Origin of the sequence: Nostoc sp. TCL240-02 (assembly GCF_013343235.1) — a bacterium.
In the GTDB taxonomy this organism is placed as follows: domain Bacteria; phylum Cyanobacteriota; class Cyanobacteriia; order Cyanobacteriales; family Nostocaceae; genus Nostoc.
This window is the reverse complement of the sequence record NZ_CP040094.1, coordinates 1,877,092-1,893,679: the sequence shown is the minus strand read 5'-3', so window position 1 is coordinate 1,893,679 and position 16,588 is coordinate 1,877,092. Positions and strand designations below refer to the sequence as shown.

Annotated in this window: 14 protein-coding genes and 1 pseudogene; 6 read left to right on the top strand and 9 right to left on the bottom strand. The window is 42.9% G+C overall.

The window, feature by feature from the left end; all coding sequences use genetic code 11:
- Positions 1 to 313: 313 nt before the first annotated feature.
- From FBB35_RS08145 to FBB35_RS35700, 5 genes and pseudogenes are all read right to left on the bottom strand, one after another.
- Positions 314 to 3,904: an AAA-like domain-containing protein gene (locus FBB35_RS08145; RefSeq protein ID WP_174709233.1), complete on the bottom strand. Its 3,591-nt coding sequence runs from the start codon at positions 3,902 to 3,904 to the stop codon at positions 314 to 316.
- The gene (locus FBB35_RS08140) at positions 3,897 to 5,432 is read right to left on the bottom strand and encodes an AAA-like domain-containing protein (RefSeq protein ID WP_174709232.1); all 1,536 of its coding nucleotides are present in this window, start codon (positions 5,430 to 5,432) and stop codon (positions 3,897 to 3,899) included. The genes FBB35_RS08145 and FBB35_RS08140 overlap by 8 nt, the downstream gene beginning before the upstream one ends.
- Positions 5,413 to 5,589: a hypothetical protein gene (locus tag FBB35_RS08135; protein WP_174709231.1), complete on the bottom strand. Its 177-nt coding sequence runs from the start codon at positions 5,587 to 5,589 to the stop codon at positions 5,413 to 5,415. Before FBB35_RS08135 ends, FBB35_RS08140 begins: the two co-directional genes overlap by 20 nt.
- Before the next feature lie 329 nt (positions 5,590 to 5,918).
- The gene (locus tag FBB35_RS08130) at positions 5,919 to 6,518 is read right to left on the bottom strand and encodes a hypothetical protein (protein ID WP_174709230.1); all 600 of its coding nucleotides are present in this window, start codon (positions 6,516 to 6,518) and stop codon (positions 5,919 to 5,921) included.
- A gap of 100 nt (positions 6,519 to 6,618) precedes the next feature.
- Positions 6,619 to 6,723, bottom strand: a pseudogene (locus FBB35_RS35700) (DUF6658 family protein); the annotation flags it as partial.
- Between the two features lie 411 nt (positions 6,724 to 7,134).
- Between FBB35_RS35700 and FBB35_RS08125 the strand changes: the two are divergent.
- Positions 7,135 to 8,049, top strand: a complete 915-nt coding sequence (locus FBB35_RS08125; protein ID WP_174709229.1) for a lysylphosphatidylglycerol synthase domain-containing protein — start codon at positions 7,135 to 7,137, stop codon at positions 8,047 to 8,049.
- A 15-nt stretch (positions 8,050 to 8,064) separates the two neighbouring features.
- Here the strand turns inward: FBB35_RS08125 and FBB35_RS08120 are convergent, their stop codons facing one another.
- Positions 8,065 to 9,384, bottom strand: a complete 1,320-nt coding sequence (locus tag FBB35_RS08120) for a hypothetical protein (RefSeq protein WP_174709228.1) — start codon at positions 9,382 to 9,384, stop codon at positions 8,065 to 8,067.
- 275 nt (positions 9,385 to 9,659) lie between these two features.
- Here FBB35_RS08120 and FBB35_RS08115 point away from each other — a divergent pair, with 275 nt between their 5' ends.
- The 5 genes from FBB35_RS08115 (at position 9,660) to FBB35_RS08095 (ending at position 13,130) form a co-directional block, all read left to right on the top strand.
- The gene (locus tag FBB35_RS08115) at positions 9,660 to 9,884 is read left to right on the top strand and encodes a hypothetical protein (protein WP_174709227.1); all 225 of its coding nucleotides are present in this window, start codon (positions 9,660 to 9,662) and stop codon (positions 9,882 to 9,884) included.
- Between the two features lie 852 nt (positions 9,885 to 10,736).
- Complete coding sequence (gene ndhL / locus FBB35_RS08110; RefSeq protein ID WP_012412810.1) at positions 10,737 to 10,949, top strand: NAD(P)H-quinone oxidoreductase subunit L; 213 nt, start codon at positions 10,737 to 10,739, stop codon at positions 10,947 to 10,949.
- A 25-nt stretch (positions 10,950 to 10,974) separates the two neighbouring features.
- A complete protein-coding gene (locus tag FBB35_RS08105) occupies positions 10,975 to 11,286 on the top strand; it encodes a DUF3007 family protein (protein ID WP_012412811.1) in 312 nt (103 codons plus the stop codon).
- A 124-nt stretch (positions 11,287 to 11,410) separates the two neighbouring features.
- Complete coding sequence (gene trpA / locus FBB35_RS08100; protein ID WP_174709226.1) at positions 11,411 to 12,229, top strand: tryptophan synthase subunit alpha; 819 nt, start codon at positions 11,411 to 11,413, stop codon at positions 12,227 to 12,229.
- 241 nt (positions 12,230 to 12,470) lie between these two features.
- The gene (locus FBB35_RS08095) at positions 12,471 to 13,130 is read left to right on the top strand and encodes a heterocyst differentiation related protein (protein WP_174709225.1); all 660 of its coding nucleotides are present in this window, start codon (positions 12,471 to 12,473) and stop codon (positions 13,128 to 13,130) included.
- A gap of 205 nt (positions 13,131 to 13,335) precedes the next feature.
- Here the strand turns inward: FBB35_RS08095 and FBB35_RS33860 are convergent, their stop codons facing one another.
- From FBB35_RS33860 to FBB35_RS08080, 3 genes are all read right to left on the bottom strand, one after another.
- A complete protein-coding gene (locus FBB35_RS33860) occupies positions 13,336 to 13,908 on the bottom strand; it encodes a hypothetical protein (RefSeq protein ID WP_217481698.1) in 573 nt (190 codons plus the stop codon).
- A 405-nt stretch (positions 13,909 to 14,313) separates the two neighbouring features.
- Positions 14,314 to 15,957, bottom strand: coding sequence for an AMP-binding protein (locus FBB35_RS08085; protein ID WP_217481697.1), 1,644 nt, complete (start codon positions 15,955 to 15,957; stop codon positions 14,314 to 14,316).
- A gap of 10 nt (positions 15,958 to 15,967) precedes the next feature.
- On the bottom strand, positions 15,968 to 16,381 hold the full coding sequence (locus tag FBB35_RS08080; protein ID WP_174709224.1) for a thioesterase family protein: 414 nt from the start codon (positions 16,379 to 16,381) through the stop codon (positions 15,968 to 15,970).
- Positions 16,382 to 16,588: the final 207 nt, after the last annotated feature.

The following is a 16,588-nucleotide window of genomic DNA, read 5'->3' as shown; positions in this document are numbered from 1 at the left end:
TTCATCAACAAACTCATGAGTTTCATCAACAAACTCATGAGTTTCATCAACAAACTCATGAGTTTCATCAACAAACTCATGAGTTTCATCAACAAACTCATGAGTTTCATCAACAAAGGCATAAATTTCGTTATGAAGCTTTGCTTGTTCGTGGTGTCTGGCAAATTTATTCTAAGTTGGGGCTGCTCATTACAGAAATCTCTCCGCGTACCCCAACCAAAAGACCTCTCCCTGCTTTTACTACACAAAACCGTCCCTCTCCGACTCGGAGAGGGACTGCCTTGAACTTTAGTTCAAGGCAGGGAGAGGTTTATCACCTGCTTGTGCCAATATCATCACATAAATGCTTATCCTTCTCATTCACATTGGGGTTATTTTGCAAATAATCGCGCACCCAAGCACAACCCTTAACCATTAAATCATCCAAATTGAGATTCCACAGCTTCACTGTGTTGTCAAAACTTGCAGAGGCAATGGTTTGACCGTCGGGGCTAAATGTCACGCCCGAAACCGAATTGCTATGACCTTGGAGAGTTTGTAAGAGTTGCCCGTTGCGATTCCACAGCTTCACCGTCTTGTCAGAACTTGCAGAGGCAATGGTTTGACCGTCGGGGCTAAATGCCACGCCATTAACCCCACTGCTATGACCTTGGAGAGTTTGTAAGAGTTGCCCGTTGCGATTCCACAACTTCACCGTCTTGTCAGAACTTGCAGAGGCAATGGTTTGACCGTCGGGGCTAAATGCCACGCCATTAACCCCACTGCTATGACCTTGGAGAGTTTGTAAGAGTTGCCCGTTGCGATTCCACAACTTCACCGTCTTATCATCACTTGCAGAGGCAATGGTTTGACCGTCGGGGCTAAATGCCACGCCATTAACCCAACTGCTATGACCTTGGAGAGTTTGCAGGAGTCGCCCGTTGCGGTTCCACAGCTTCACTGTGTTGTCAGAACTTGCAGAGGCAATGGTTTGACCATCGAGGCTAAATGCCACGCCTAAAAACGAACCGGTATGACCTTGGAGAGTTTGCAGGAGTTGCCCGTTGCGATTCCACAACTTCACCGTCTTGTCATTACTGGCAGAGGCAATGGTTTGACCGCCGGGGCTAAATGCCACGCTCCAAACCCAACTGCTATGACCTTGGAAAGTTTGCAGGAGTCGCCCGTCGCGATTCCACAGCTTCACAGTCTTGTCCCAACTTGCAGAGGCAATGGTTTGACCGTCGGGGCTAAATGCCACGCCATTAACATAACTGGTATGACCTTGGAGAGTTTGCAGGAGTTGCCCGTTGCGATTCCACAGCTTTGCAGTCTTGTCATTACTGGCAGAGGCAATGGTTTGACCGTCGGGGCTAAATGCCACGCCATTAACCCAACTGCTATGACCTTGGAGAGTTTGCAGGAGTCGCCCGTTGCGGTTCCACAGCTTCACTGTGTTGTCAGAACTTGCAGAGGCAATGGTTTGACCGTCGGGGCTAAATGCCACGCCCCAAACCTCACTGCTATGACCTTGGAAAGTTTGCAGGAGTCGCCCGTCGCGATTCCACAGCTTCACCGTCTTGTCATTACTGGCAGAGGCAATGGTTTGACCATCGGGGCTAAATGCCACGCTCCTAACCGAATCGCTATGACCTTGGAGAGTTTGCAGGAGTTGCCCGTTGCGATTCCACAGCTTCACCGTCTTGTCATCACTTGCAGAGACAATGGTTTGACCGTCGGGGCTAAATGCCACGCTCCAAACCCCACTGCTATGACCTTGGAGAGTTTGCAGGAGTTGCCCGTTGCGATTCCACAGCTTCACCGTCTTATCATCACTTGCAGAGGCAATGGTTTGACTGTCGGGGCTAAATGCCACGCTCCAAACCGAATTGCTATGACCTTGGAGAGTTTGCAGTAGTTGCCCGTTGCAATTCCACAGCTTCACCGTGTTGTCAGAACTTGCAGAGACAATGGTTTGACCGTCGGGGCTAAATGCCACGCCCGAAACCAAACTATTATCTTGGAGAGTTTGCAGGAGTTGCCCGTTGCGATTCCACAGCTTCACAGTGTTGTCCCAACTTGCAGAGGCAATGGTTTGACCGTCGGGGCTAAATGCCACGCCCGAAACCGAATTGCTATGACCTTCTAGTCGGTTACGTTCCTTGACTCCATAAAGCACCTGCTGGAGTGTGGCTACTACAAAGACGCGGGTATCTGGTTCTACATTTTTATCTGGTGTTTTGAGTCGTTTTCCTACCTTCAAGCCTGTGACTAAAGCATCAAGTTGTAAATTTGATGCCATTAAGTTCTGTGATTTGAGGCTTTGGGCAAAAATTTCGGCATTTATTCGGCGTTTATCTGCATCTGCTTTGGCGGCAGTTGCTTGCTGTTCTTGTTTTTGGGCAATATTTCGCTGTCTTTCAGCGTCTGCCTGTCTATCCTTTGCTAATTGTTCAGCAGTTTTGGTTTTATCAAGTGCAATTGCTAACTTTGTTCCCCTTTCTTCAGCTAATTGTTGTGCAGACTTTGCTTGCTCCTCTCCTTTTTTAGCTCTTTCACTTTCTTGTTTAGCAATGCGCTTTTGCTTTTGTGCCTCCCGGCTTTGTTCCTCTGCTTTTTGCTGCTGTGTTCGCGCATTTTCAGCCTGATGCTTTGCCTCATTGCGTTGAGTTTCGGCTTCTAGACGCTGTTGTTCTTCTTTATTGCGGGCATCTTGGGCAGTCAAACGTTTGTTATTCACATACACAGCCACTCCCGTCATTAAAACCGAAAATATTACCAGTATCGCTACATAAGGCAGCGCAGGTTTAAGCTGTTCCCACCTATCCCGCAAGTTAAACGGCAAATGTTTATTAATCCACTTGTAATCAAAGACTTGCCGATAGATTTTATTCCGCACCCGCAAAACATTATTCTCTCGCCGCACCACCCCCGATAGCTTCAAGTGAGATTTAGCTAAAGACTGCTCCTCATCCACAACCGCCCGCTTACCCCAGCGAATCTCGCGGTAAATAGTCAAAACCTCCGGGTCTGGTGAGCGTTTAGTCAGCATATCGCGGACAAATTGCAGGTTATTGTCTTGCTCACTCATTGCGCCCAAAAATGTGCTGTTAACTATTCTGTCTACATCAGACGCGATAAATCGCGTCTCTACAAATTCTGGATTCTTTGTTAACAATGCACCACAAAGACGCTGGGTTAAATATGGGTGTCCGCCTGTCCAGTTCAATATCCAGCGTAATATCTGGCTGGCCTCATCACTGGGTAATGCCAAACCATCAGCCAGGGGTAAAGCTTCCTCTAAGGTAAAATCAGTTAAATCTACACGCTGTCCAATATTAAATGGTGTGCGCTTGGCATCGCTGATTAAATCGCCGGGAGTCGCTACGCCCATTAAGACAAAAGAAAGTCGCCCAAATTCAGGATTAGTCGCACGGGCAACATAGAGATAACGAATGGCGATAAAAAAATCATCGGTAAAATCCAGGCTGAGGGTAGAGTCAATTTCATCGACAAAAATCACCACTTGCCCTTCAACCTCAGCCAGCAAAACTCTCTCAAAAAACTGTGTCAGCCGTTGCGATACTCCCAGATGCTCGTGTTGTTGCCACCAACTCACCACATCTGTATCAAACATGAGTTGGTCATCTAGCTTGACTAAAAACCCAAAATACCACTGTTCGGCTGTGACACTTGCCCCCAATTCTTGAAGGTCAACAATTACCGAGCGAATTCCCTCGTCCGTCAGGGTTTGCGCCGTGCGTACCATCAGGCTAGATTTACCCATTTGACGCGGCGTTAGTACATAAGCGAAAGTTGCCGACCGACATAAACCGAGTAATTCTTCATCAGCTTGACGAGGAATGTAAATCCCACCGCCAGCCTGTACCGTCCCGCCAACAGTGTAAATGCTTGGATTACCCACGAAGATGCTCCCGGAAATAATCGGTGTAAAGTTGACAACGGGGAAACACTACACGCCCTTCTCGGTGCACTAAACCCGCACCCCGCAACCGGAAAAAGATGCGCTCATCTTCACAGGTATTCTGGCGAATTATTTGGAACATACCCTGAACTAACTCCTGTTTGTTATGCAGCCGGAAGAGGTGATTACGCAAATGATTACCAAAGGGGCCATCCTCTGCGATCGCATTGGCAAATAATTCGGTAGGATAGAAGCGATCGCTAGCTACTGAGTAGAGTGCAAGGCGTATTAAGTAAGGATGTCCACCCAGTAACGCTATTAATTGCTTTTCTTCCTTAGCGTTGAAAGGTGAACCATGACGGCGGTTTAAATCAGCAACCTGTGCTGCGGTAAAATCTTCTAAATCAATTACTAGCCCAACATTAAAGGGGGATTGGTTGAGATTATCAATTAGCTGGTAGGGTTCAGTGGAAGTAACCAGTGCCAAATCCAGTTGCTTCCAGATGGGAGTAGTGGCGCGGCTATTGTGCCAGCTTCGCAGCATTCCAAAGAAATCAGAGCGAAAATCAGTATCAAAGACCCTTTCAACTTCATCCATTGCTAAGACAATGGGGTTGCCAAACTCTTTGAGCAAATAGCGGCCAACATAGCGGGTGCAACGCTGACTATTGCCCAAAGGCATATTCCAATACTCATCAACTTTGTCAGTCATTTCCAGTTCATCAGTTAACCAAGTACAGAACTGGCGAAAGAAAAGATCGGCATTAGTTAAGGCAGCTTTATCAAACAATTGGAAATCCAGTAAAGCAACCCGCTTTCCTGCATTCACAGCAGTATTAATTGTGCGGATTAACAACGAACTTTTGCCCATTTGCCGGGCGCCTTTAATTGTAATTGTCACACCCTGCCGCTCAATAGTCTCTAAAGTAAGGGCATCAGATGAGCGTTCTACGTAAAAAGTAGATTGCGATTCCATAGTTCCTTCCGGCATTTCCAGCGAAACTGGCTGTGCTGAAGGAAAGGGATGAGGTAGCAGTGACGGCTGACTCATCTGGAGTAAATCTGCTTTCAATTTTTCTTCACTAATAGCCAATGCACCGCCAGAAAGAGCCTGTAACAACTCTGCAATTAGGCGCGGCGTATCTTCTGCATCTTTCCAGAATGCCCAGTTAATCCCATTTAAGTAAGCACTCAAAGGATACAAGAGCGGTTCTTGATACGCCAGACGCACCGGGAGAATTATCGGTCGTCCTGACTGTGATTTTGTCAAGTGGTGTGCTGTCTCTATTTCTGCCACCACCATCTCGCTGTTGGTTGACAAAGCTGAAAGGAAAGTAATCAGAAAATCAGCTTGGCGGATTTCTGCTTCAATACATTCAGCCCAGCGTGTGCCAACGGACATGGTTTGGTCGATAAAGACTTTGTGTTGCTGCGATAGTGCCTGGAAGACTTGCACCGCCACCGACTCATCGGGGCTAGCATTACGCTTGTAGCTGATGAAGATGCGTTTAGCCGATGAGTTTAACATTACTATTAACCTTGTCTTCCTTCAGCTTTTTGAGTGGAAAAGCTTGTCTAGTTGCGAGTGAATCTTGTACAGAATTTGGGTAATTCTGTGCTTCGTCATTCAAGGGCAGTTTTTCCCTATTTTGAGGATTAGCTGAACAAATTAGGATTTTATTCACAGCGCTATCAATTAGTTACACTCTACTACAGCGCAGTTGCAGGCAATTACCGACAGCATAAAAAAACTGCTCACGGAGTTCAAATACTCGTTCACGCAGTTCAAATACTCGTTAGCTGGTGAAAAAGAATGTAGAGACATAGCATTGCTACGTCTCTACAAGGGCATAACGCATATTTAATTTCTAGAGATATCTATGAATAGAGTTCAAGGAAATTAAACCCCACCTAAAACCAAAGCAAAGCCTGCTTATGCAGGCTTTGCTTTGGTAGCCCCAGACTTTACTCTATGGGCGCTTTCATATTTTTGCAGGAGATTGAATAACTAATTTCAATCAGCGTTTCTGACTGCTCCCTTCACTGCATCGCCTGCATCTTCGGCTGTGCGTTTAACATTTTTACCAGCATCCTCAGCCCCACGCTGAACATTTTTTGTCAGGTCTTCGGCAGCATTCTGGGTATTTCCTTTGAGATTTTCAAATCCACGCTGAGTCCCCTTAACAACACCTTCGCGCAATTCCTCAGCAGAACTACCAACATCTTCACCCAGGTTCTTCACTCTTGCACCAAGGGGTGTGCCTTGCTGAAAATTCCTGCCATATTGCTCTCGGCTGTCAATTCCTTTCTGCTCGATGTTTCTTTGAGCATTTTTTACTAGCGCACTAGCTCTGTCATTTGCTGCCTTTTCATCTTTCGCTCTGGGATCTACATCACTAAAGTTATTCATCCCACCAGCAGGAGAATTCAGAGGATAATCTTTTGTAGGATCGTATCGCTTAACGTTAGGTGCTTGGGAACCTGGCTGTGGTGGTTGTGTTGCTACTCCTGGAGCCCCACAAGCTTGTGCCATAAATAGAAACATCCCTGCTAAAAAAACAGTTAAAACTTTCAAAGGACGAATATTTTTCAGCCAAGTCATTGCTTTTTTCATAGTTCTAACTCCTTGCATTTTTTTGTGACTAGTTAAACTTCAACCAAGATGGCATTTGAAATTAATTTTGCATTCCAAGCATTCAGACAAAATAAGAGTCTTATCTGTTTACTGCTGGATTAGGTTGTAATTCAGGTCTTGCTTTTGCTTCATCTGTCTTATTTTTCAAAAAACCGGAAGCTTCTTCAACAGCCTCTTTTACAGTCTAGCTAAAAAGATAGTTAACATTTGGCGCAGTCGCAGTTTTTTCAAGAAAGCTATCACAGCGTTCACATAGTCCTCCTTACTAAACTATTAATAAGCAGATAAATATGCTGAATCATGAGATTATTCAGCATATTTTTTCACTTGTTTTTGTCGGCTTATCTTTTAATAACCTTTATTTAGGATATGAATAATCAAATAAGTTTTGCCTCTAGCGCAAGTCACATTTTAATTAGTACAAGAACAATATTTTTATCTAACTCTAGGGAGATATAAACTAAGATAATATGGTTGTCGTCAAAAGAGCGACATCAACTTATTTGATACTTCAAAAGCTTTAGATAGGTAGCTGATGTGCTGTAATAGTTGAGGCATTAGTCCCTTGCTGCTTAACCGTTAAATTACTAAATTTATGAAGCAATTTTTACGCTGGATAATTTTGGGGGGAACGCTGTTTTTTTTAGCAAAAGCCTTGAAGGATAATTGGATTGGAGTGACTGCTATTCGCATTAATGGGGTAGGATGGGCAATTATAGCGATCGCTACAGGGGTAACTTTACTAGCACATACTTGGGCCGGCTGGATTTGGACCTGGATTCTGCAAGATTTAAATCAATCTGTATCATCTCCCCAATTCATCCAAGTTTACCTAAAAACGAACATCGCCAAGTATTTACCAGGTAATATCTGGCACCACTACGGGCGAATTGTCGCCGCCAAAAATGCCAACATTTCTGCTGGTGCAGCCACTTTAAGCGTTTTGCTAGAACCCCTACTCATGCTAGCGGCTGCTTTAATCATCATTGTCTTATGCAGTAGCCAATTTGCAGCAGCTAATACTACCCTTGTTATCCAAATACTACAATTACTGAGTTTAGCTGTAGTTCTTGCTGCGATTCATCCCCGGTTTTTAAACCCAGTTATTTGCTTTTTATACAGATTAAAAGCAAAAAAGTCTACTGCTACAAAACCAACTGTTCCCTTCAGTCTTAAAAACTACCCTGTACGCCCTTTATTAGGAGAATTGGGCTTTATGGGACTACGCGCCACTGGGTTTATATTAACTATGTCCGCCCTGGGTTCGTTGAACGTAAATCAAATTCCTTTATTGCTAGGGGCTTTTAGTTGCGCTTGGCTGTTAGGTTTTGTGATTCCGGGTGCGCCTGGTGGTTTAGGTGTGTTTGAGGCGACTGCATATCAACTTTTGCAACATCACTTTCCAGCGGCCCTAGTATTCAGTGCGATCGCTCTATATCGCCTCATTAGTATTCTAGCTGAAACTGCGGGCGCTACCCTCGCTTACTTAGACGAACGCCTTCCTAAATAATAAATTAGGCAAAACTCATTTGGGTCTATCTACTTTCATCTGTGAAAACACACGATAACCATCCAGATTCAACTGCGGATTACTGCTTTGTTCCTCTTCCATCTTAATCAAGTTATATTCTACGTTTTCTGCATAAATTGCAAACGTAATATTAAAAATTTCCATAAAATTTATTACACCTTTGCATTCATCTTCAGAATAGTTCTCGTAAAAACGAATCAAATGGGCAATCCGAGTTTCTAAATGACGACGGGAATTATTACAAATTAGAATTATTTTTAAAAGTATAATTACCAATGTTAGAGCATGACCTTGACTAATTAATAATATAAATAATGATGAAGGTTCCTTGCCGTTTTCTATTGTCAAGTAATCGATGACTCGATTACAGGTTCTCAAAAACAATTCTTTGGTGATCAATTCCTGATTATAATCCTTTTTCCATGATGATAAAACACCTATAAATTGCTGCTTCCAAGTCTCAACTGATTCTTGTTTGCCTATAGAAAGAAATAGATATTTTTCGAGATTAATTTTAAATTGTTCTAGAGTTTGATTTTGAGTTTGTTTGATAAATATATGAGCAATATTTTCATGACTAAAAATACCTCTTTTTAAAACAATTGCTTTTATTAAACGCAGAGCCTGGTCTCCCAAAACACTAGGATTTTTATAGCGTGCTGTGCTTGAAATGGTAGATTGAGAACGAGCAATATACATTGCCAGTTCAAACTTAAATTTTTCTTTTATCTGTTTAGAAAGCTTTCTAGCAGCCTCTTGTTGCTCTATGGGATTATTCTTATTAACAGATTGATCGATTAATAAATAAGAACTATAGCGATTAGCCCAATGACCTTTATATGATTCATCATATTTAGCAGCAAATAATTTCAATTCTTGGTAGTCTTTGCTGTTGACAAAATTCTTTAACCAAGTCTTGCAAATCTTTACTACTGGATCGTTATTGTCTTTGACATTGAGATTTTCATTAACAAATAAATTAACTAGTTCTTGGATATATTTATCTTTTCGATTAGTCTTCCAATTATTAACTATAATGTAGCAACACCGTTTGAGTGTATTACATAATTCTTGCTCATTATCATCTAAAAAAATACTATATATCCCAGGAATATAATCTGACTCTTCTGAATCAAGACCGTCTAAAAATAAACCTTTGAATTCTCGCAAAACATCATCTGGTGACAGCTTTTTGACAATTTCCACGAAGAAGCTATAAACCTCTTCTTGTGCGATTTGCACATTTATCTGGTTAGAGTTAGACGTAACACTATGGGTATTTTCCTGACTAATTGATAAACTGTTAGCGTTCATTCTAGTTATCAGGACAAAAAGGCTTCCTGTTCATATTATTATCAGCTTAACCTTGGTGAACACTAGCATCAATCTATTCTTCTGAAATTCAGTGATTTTTTTACACAAATTTGATAAAATCCGACCATAAATAAAGTATTAAATCCAAGTTGTTGAATACTTCATCAAAAATACCAGTGAAATTACTTAGTCTCAATAATTAAGTACAATTTGAAGAAGAATTCAGAAGTCAGAATGGGCTAACCTCAGCTATCCGCTAACAGGAGTCAGCAATCTTGACGCTTGTTCCTCTCTACGAGACGCTGCACGAACGCTACCGCTACGCTATCAGTCGGTTATTCAGACGCTCTCTACGAGACGCTAAAAGCGTAGCTTGCAACTCTTACAGAGTACGAATACTCGCTTTCCGCGTCGCTATCCGCCAGCGATGCACTGAGTTTCAGCTACGCTCAACTACGGTCGGTCTTTGTGTCACACAGAATACCTTTCCTGTATTCTGACTTCTGACTCTTGATTCTGTTTGATCAAACTAAATGGGCGAGTTGATTTACCATTAAATACAACTCACCCATACTTTATATAAAAGCTTTTTGGCATTTTCAATTTTTAGTGGGGGTGGAGGGACTTGAACCCACACGACCTATTACGGTCAACGGATTTTCATCCTCCCGCAGCTTTCACTGCTACCTGATGGCAATAGCCAAATTAGGTTTTGAGAATTGGACTCTCCCTTTACCCTCGACTTAACGTTAGGGTAGCTCCCGTCGGGTCTCTGCACCTTCCCTCGATTTTGGGTTTTGGATTTTAGATTGAAAACTAATCCCAAATCTAAAATCGCAAATCTAAAATTTTCGGGCTTGGCTCAGGATTGCCATGTCTGTCACCAGATTTAGGTTTCCCTGAGTTTGAGAGCTTCCACTTGAGGGATTTCTCCTTCAAGGCTCAGTTATCTAAGTCCGTAGCGTCTACCATTCCGCCACACCCCCGCAGGTGTTTGGTAAATAACTAGTTATACTAGTTATTTTTTGGAGGCAGCAAATACCGCCTTATCTATTCCACCATCAATTGTGTTTTTTGTCCAACTAGATTGAAAATATTTTTTCTAGATTGTGCGATCGCTTCCAAATCGGAAGTTTTATTCGTAATCAACCTAGATGAGTTTTTCATCTTGTGTGACTAAAGCATTTGTTTGCTAGTAGATTTACGATAATAGCATAAAATTAGCTTTTATCAATCAATCTGGATAAAAAAAGGAATTATGGCGTAGTGATATTGAAAGCATCATGATTATACTTCCCTCAGTTTGGCTGTTCAGCCTATGATGGAAAACAGATGCTTAGACCAAAAAAGTTATGATTGTCGCCCTGCTATATCTGATTTTGGCTGGAGCTTACCTTCTGGTAATCCCCATTGCTGTATTGTTTTACCTGAAGCAGCGTTGGTATGTAGCTAGCTCCATCGAGCGTTTGTTGATGTACTTTTTGGTGTTTTTCTTTTTTCCAGGTTTGTTGGTTCTATCGCCGTTTGCAAATTTCCGACCCCAACGGCGACAAGTTCAAGTTTAACGAGAATTGGTAGGTCATAACTCTCATGCGACGGATTGACGCTATTGGAATTGGCTTAGGTGTTTTTATTGCCGGCGGCTTGGCTTATGTAATATTGCAGCTAGTCGGTTTGGATACTCAGAAAGCTGGTATATGGAGCCAAGTCTTACTAGTCAGTGGGTTAATTGGCTGGTTAGCGACCTATTTTTTCCGTGCGGTGGGACAAAAAATGACCTACCACCAACAACGGGAACAATATGAGCAAGACTTCCTGCAAAAGCGGCTAGATGAGCTTACTCCAGAAGAGCTAGCACGAATTCAAGCTGAAATAGAACAAGAAGAGCAATCTCAGGTGTAAAGTTATCATTGGTCAGTTGTCTGATTTGTTCTTTGTCATTTGTTCTTTGCAACTTGCCTAAAGCTAATGACCAATGACTAATGACCACTGACCAATGACCACTGACTATTGACACTTGACTGAAATGACTGCAATTTCTGATTGCTTTGAAACCCTTGGGCGGAATCATGAGTGCGCTCTGATTCCGTTTGTTACTGCTGGCGATCCAGATTTAGAAACAACAGCAAAAGCTTTGCAGGTTCTAGATGAAAGTGGAGCCGATATTATTGAACTGGGCATACCTTATTCCGATCCTCTAGCTGATGGGCCAGTAATTCAAGCTGCTGCTACCCGTGCTCTACAAAGGGGAACAAAATTGGAGCAGGTGCTGGAAATGTTGCAAGGGATTACTCCCAAATTGCGATCGCCCATTGTTCTGTTTACCTATTACAACCCAATTTTGCATCGGGGAATTGATAAATTTCTCCAGGAAATAGCTGCTGCTGGGGTAGCAGGATTGGTAGTACCAGATTTGCCCTTGGAAGAAGCAGCAAGCTTGCTTGAACCAGCTAAGGAGATGGGAATTGATGTAATTTTGTTGGTCGCTCCCACCAGCGATGCTAAACGAATAGAAGCGATCGCTCATTCTTCCCAAGGATTTATTTATTTAGTCAGCGTCACTGGGGTTACAGGAGTGCGATCGCAACTGGAAAGCCGCGTGTCCGATTTACTCAAACAAATTCGTGGTGTTACTGAGAAACCCATCGGTGTAGGCTTTGGCATCTCCGATGCGGCACAAGCCCGTCAGGTAAAGGAATGGGGCGCAGATGCGGCGATCGTGGGTAGCGCTGTTGTCAAACGGTTGGCAGAAGGCACACCAGAGCAAGGACTAAATGCGATCGCCCAATTTTGCCAAAGTCTCAAAGCAGCCATCAAAACCAGCACAAATACTCCTCTTGATTAGAACGGAAAAGTAGATTAAAAAGTATAACAGCGTAGTTTTTCTATCCTTGTTTGGTAGACAATTTGACCATTATGGTTTTGAATATTAACATCAGATATCATGATGTAAAAAAACTAGCTGATACGGTCGCTTATAGTTTGAGTATTATGTGAAGTCAAGTAGGCATAATTTATGAGTGTGAGTGTGAGAGTGAGTCAGTCACAAATGATTATAGTTACGTCGCAATTGAGGAGCATAGGCGATGAGTGAGAGTATGGCGTTTATCGGCGGGGTCGCCGTAGCTGGGCTGGCGGCTCTCGTATTGCTCAAAGGAACAAATACCCCTCTACAACCTAACTTTGCTGTTGCTCCGCAAATGCCAGGGGTAGTAGCGCCGGGAATACAGCCACAAATGTATCCTTACGGCCCTTATGGGCAACCAATGTATCCCAATCCTAATCAGCCACCAACCGCTACCAGTGCTGACCAACGTCTGGAGATGGAAAAGCTGAATACGCAGATGCAGCTGGAGCGTTTAAAGAACGACAATGAACAGTTGAAGTTGCAAAATCAACAACTTCAAGGACAAGTTCAAAATTTCAATACTCAGCAGCAGTGGCAACAAGCCCAGCAGTATAACCAACAGAAAGTAGCAGCACTCCAGCCGCAAACCTCTTGGTGGTCTTCACCCATGCTTTGGGCTGTGGGAGGCGCAACTCTGACTATTGGTGGTGGTGTTGTCGTCGCTGGAGTATTGGCTTTGTTCTCGCCACGGCAGCGTCCAGCCCGTACTGTACAAGTGATTCACCCCTACCAAGGAAATACACCTCCCTTGGTTCCAGTTCGTCGCGCTGAGTTTTTGCCGGCTTCGCGGATGGAAGCAAGACGAGTTGAAGCTCCAGAATACGACGAAATGCATTAATCGGGAAAATAAAACCACAGATAATCAAATAGAGGGTGGAAGGAGGCGAGAGTCGGTTGCCTCTTTCCACCCTCACTCATGTACGATTATCATTTTCAATCAGACTATTGTAAGTATTTTAACTGATTGACAAAAGGCGCTTAATCTTAGTCTCTCACCGATGATGCATAGCTGATTATCCTTTAGATCAATACTCCGGACAAAATTAAGCAGCAATAACGCCGTAAGATAGTAGGTTTTGGTAGTTAGGATGGGATTTAATTAGAGTCGGCGAGAGTCCTAACGTTGAAATAAAGGTGTCGAGCAAATGGTCATTGAGTGCCCTGACCCCCGTGACAAAAGGCTCCTTGGCATATGCTCCATCTACAGCAAGGTAGCGAACTTGGGTAGGTAATTGAGGTTGAGTAATTTCCAGGTGGTGGAGATAGTAGTCCATCCGCGTCAGGTCTGGACAGAAGGTTTGGTCAAATGTTTGTTCAGCAAGCAGACCATAGCCTACTTCAGTTTCTACATCTACCACCGCCACCAAGGACACTTCTAACCCTCTCTCGACTCGATTATGACTGCCATTGTAAAATTGGTCGAGTCCAAAGGTCTTTTCGCCGCTTTTGGCAATGAATGAGCAATCCATGAGGGCAATCATTGAGTGATTTTCAGACGTTGCTGCTTTAATTACTTCCGCGTTGAACTCTAGCGTTGTCAAACTGTTTTTTAAACTGTTTAAACCTGAATTATTAACATGCACTGAGAGTTTGATATAGGACTCTAATTTTGCCATGCCTAGATTTTATATCCAAAGGTTTTTTATTTCAGCACTTCAGTATTTTTAGTTATTTATTTAGCTAATATACTCTGTATTAATACTTAAAAATATCTCGTCTTCATTTCTGAGTTAGTTATGTATCAATTCGATTAGTCTTAATCTTGAGCATCTGAATGTTTTTTTCTAACTTGTGAGAAATCACGGATTAGTAATACAAATTTTGACAAGGATGGCGAAGAAGATAAGGAATCTCCTAACGACGAGTAAGCTCAATAGCGCTCAGACTAACCCTCTGGAGGTTATTAACTACTAATACTATTGTAACGATAAATCAAGGTTTTCAAGTATTTTGCAGTTGCAAGAATTGGGGAAGCAAACCAAACCTTATCTGTCATCCGTGCGTGAAAGCTTAGTAGAGAATTAACACCCATTTCTAGCGTTTTTAGCAAGCATAATTTTTCCTGTGATGTAGGCTTGAGTGATTGCTATTCGCCGTAACTTGCCACTGCTAGTTTTTTCTAGTTGTCCTGGGCGAATGAAGAGTATATTGTCCACAGGGATTTTAATACCCAGCTGGTTGAGAACAATCTCGCTGACTTGGCGCTGATGGTCAATTAATTGCTGAAGAACACTGGCCTGTTTGGTTTCTATCAAGACGATAATGCGGTCATCAGCCTGAATTGTCGCAACTTTGCTCGGTTGTACAAACGGTAGCGACTCTATGGCATGTTCAAAATCACTCGCAAAATAACTTTGACCATTAATTTTGAAGCGATCATTCAGCCGACCTGTGACGAACAACTCACCCTCGCTAATTACACCCAAATCACCAGTAGGGAAAAAACCATCACAATTGTAAAAAGGGCGTTCGCTTTCAAAATAATTATCGACCAAAGTCCCGCCTTTGAGTTCAACTTCACCAATTTCACCCTCATGGCATAAAAGACCATCTTCAGTTCTTAAACGGATATCAAATGTACTCAACGCTTGACCTACGGAAATAGCTTTGCAGCCATTTGCCAAAGTCATAATCCGGGGAACATCTTCTAACTTACAGCAGGAAATCATCAGGACTGCCTCCGCCATGCCGTAGCAAGGCTTAATTGCTGTAGGTTGCAATCCATAGGGTGCAAGCACTTCCAAGAACTGATGTAGTTTGTCTATATTAATTGGCTCACTGCCATTGAAAACCATTCGTAGCTGGGTCAAGTTTAAGTTGGCAATTTCTTCTGGATCGGTAATTGCCAAGCGACGGAGACAGTAGCTAATGGCAAAATCTGGAATAACTGCGATCGCAATCTTTTTTTCTGACAGTTCGCTCAACCACTCCACAGGATTCATCAAAAAATGTATTGGGGTACTTAGGTGCAAGTTATGCCTCACGTATAGCGTTGTGAGCAAACCACCGACTAATCCCATATCGTGATAAAGTGGCAGCCAACTTGCAGTTGCATCACTGGGTCTATTTTGAGCATGGTTAGCGATCGCCTGCATTTGTGTCACAATTTTCCCATGAGTGACTGGAATTCCTTTGGGGAAAGAAGTCGAGCCAGAAGAAAACTGCACAAAAGCAATATCAGTATCTGTAATTGTTGCAAAATTTGCTGATTCTTGGGGCTGAATATCTGTGTCTGGTAAGTGTAGACGCTGGAGGCTCAATTCTAAACTTCTAATACTAGGTGCTTCCAACACAAATTCAGCTTGATATTGGGTTGTAACCTTCGTCAAAAATTGCAGGTAGCTCTCTTTAACAACACCCATGCTGTAGGGTTTGACTGACAGTGGAATTGCTCCCAGTCCAACTAAAGCAAAGAATGCAATAATCACACCTTCGGTTGTTTCAAAAGGAAACAGAATCTTTGAGCCAGCTGTCACACCCGCAGCCCGAAAGTACTCCATATAGGCTGCAATCTTCTGGTACATCTCACAATAGGCGAGAAACTTAGACTCAGCAGCGCGATCCTGCCTTATGAACAAGCCCAAGTGTGAGTCAGTATTCTTGAGAGCCTGAATCATTGCGATCGCGGTCATCGACAGCTTAGTTCTAGGTTGTAAGTCTTGCATTGTTTTGACCTCAACTATCTTGTTGCTTATTTTCATCAAGAAAATCCTGGAGAGTTCTAAGCGATCGTTCAATTGAATCAATGAATGCTACTTTCACAAGAGCATCGGCAGCAACCTTTACAGTTCCGTTTTTGAAAATCTCAATAAATTGGTGAAAAATTACTTGATAATAGTAATTTTCCTCCGCATCTTTGAGTTTCGTAATAATATTGACCTCTCCAGGTAATATTTCACGGCTATAGTTGACTTCAATACGAGCAACTACAGGAATAATCCGCTGTCCGTGAAATAAGTTGTGATGCTCAAGCCATGACCATCGCCCTGCTTCTAGGTATTCGAGAACAGTGGCATTATTGACGTGACCCAAACTGTCAAGGTCATTTGGGCGTACCTGAAGTTTTAGATTAACAGCTTCAAAGTTCATAAGTGGGTTGGCGTGAATATTTATTATCAAGGCAAGGTAGAAGGCAGAGGAGCCACTACGTTGCAGAGGTTTTCTCCGAGCAAGTAGCGTGGCAGAAGGTCAAAAGAGGCACAGGGGAGCAGGGGTCAGGGAGCAAGGGGGAAGAGAGTTTTAGTTAACTTTACTTTTTGTTACACACTGCTGTTTATTTGCACCTTTCTACTGCCA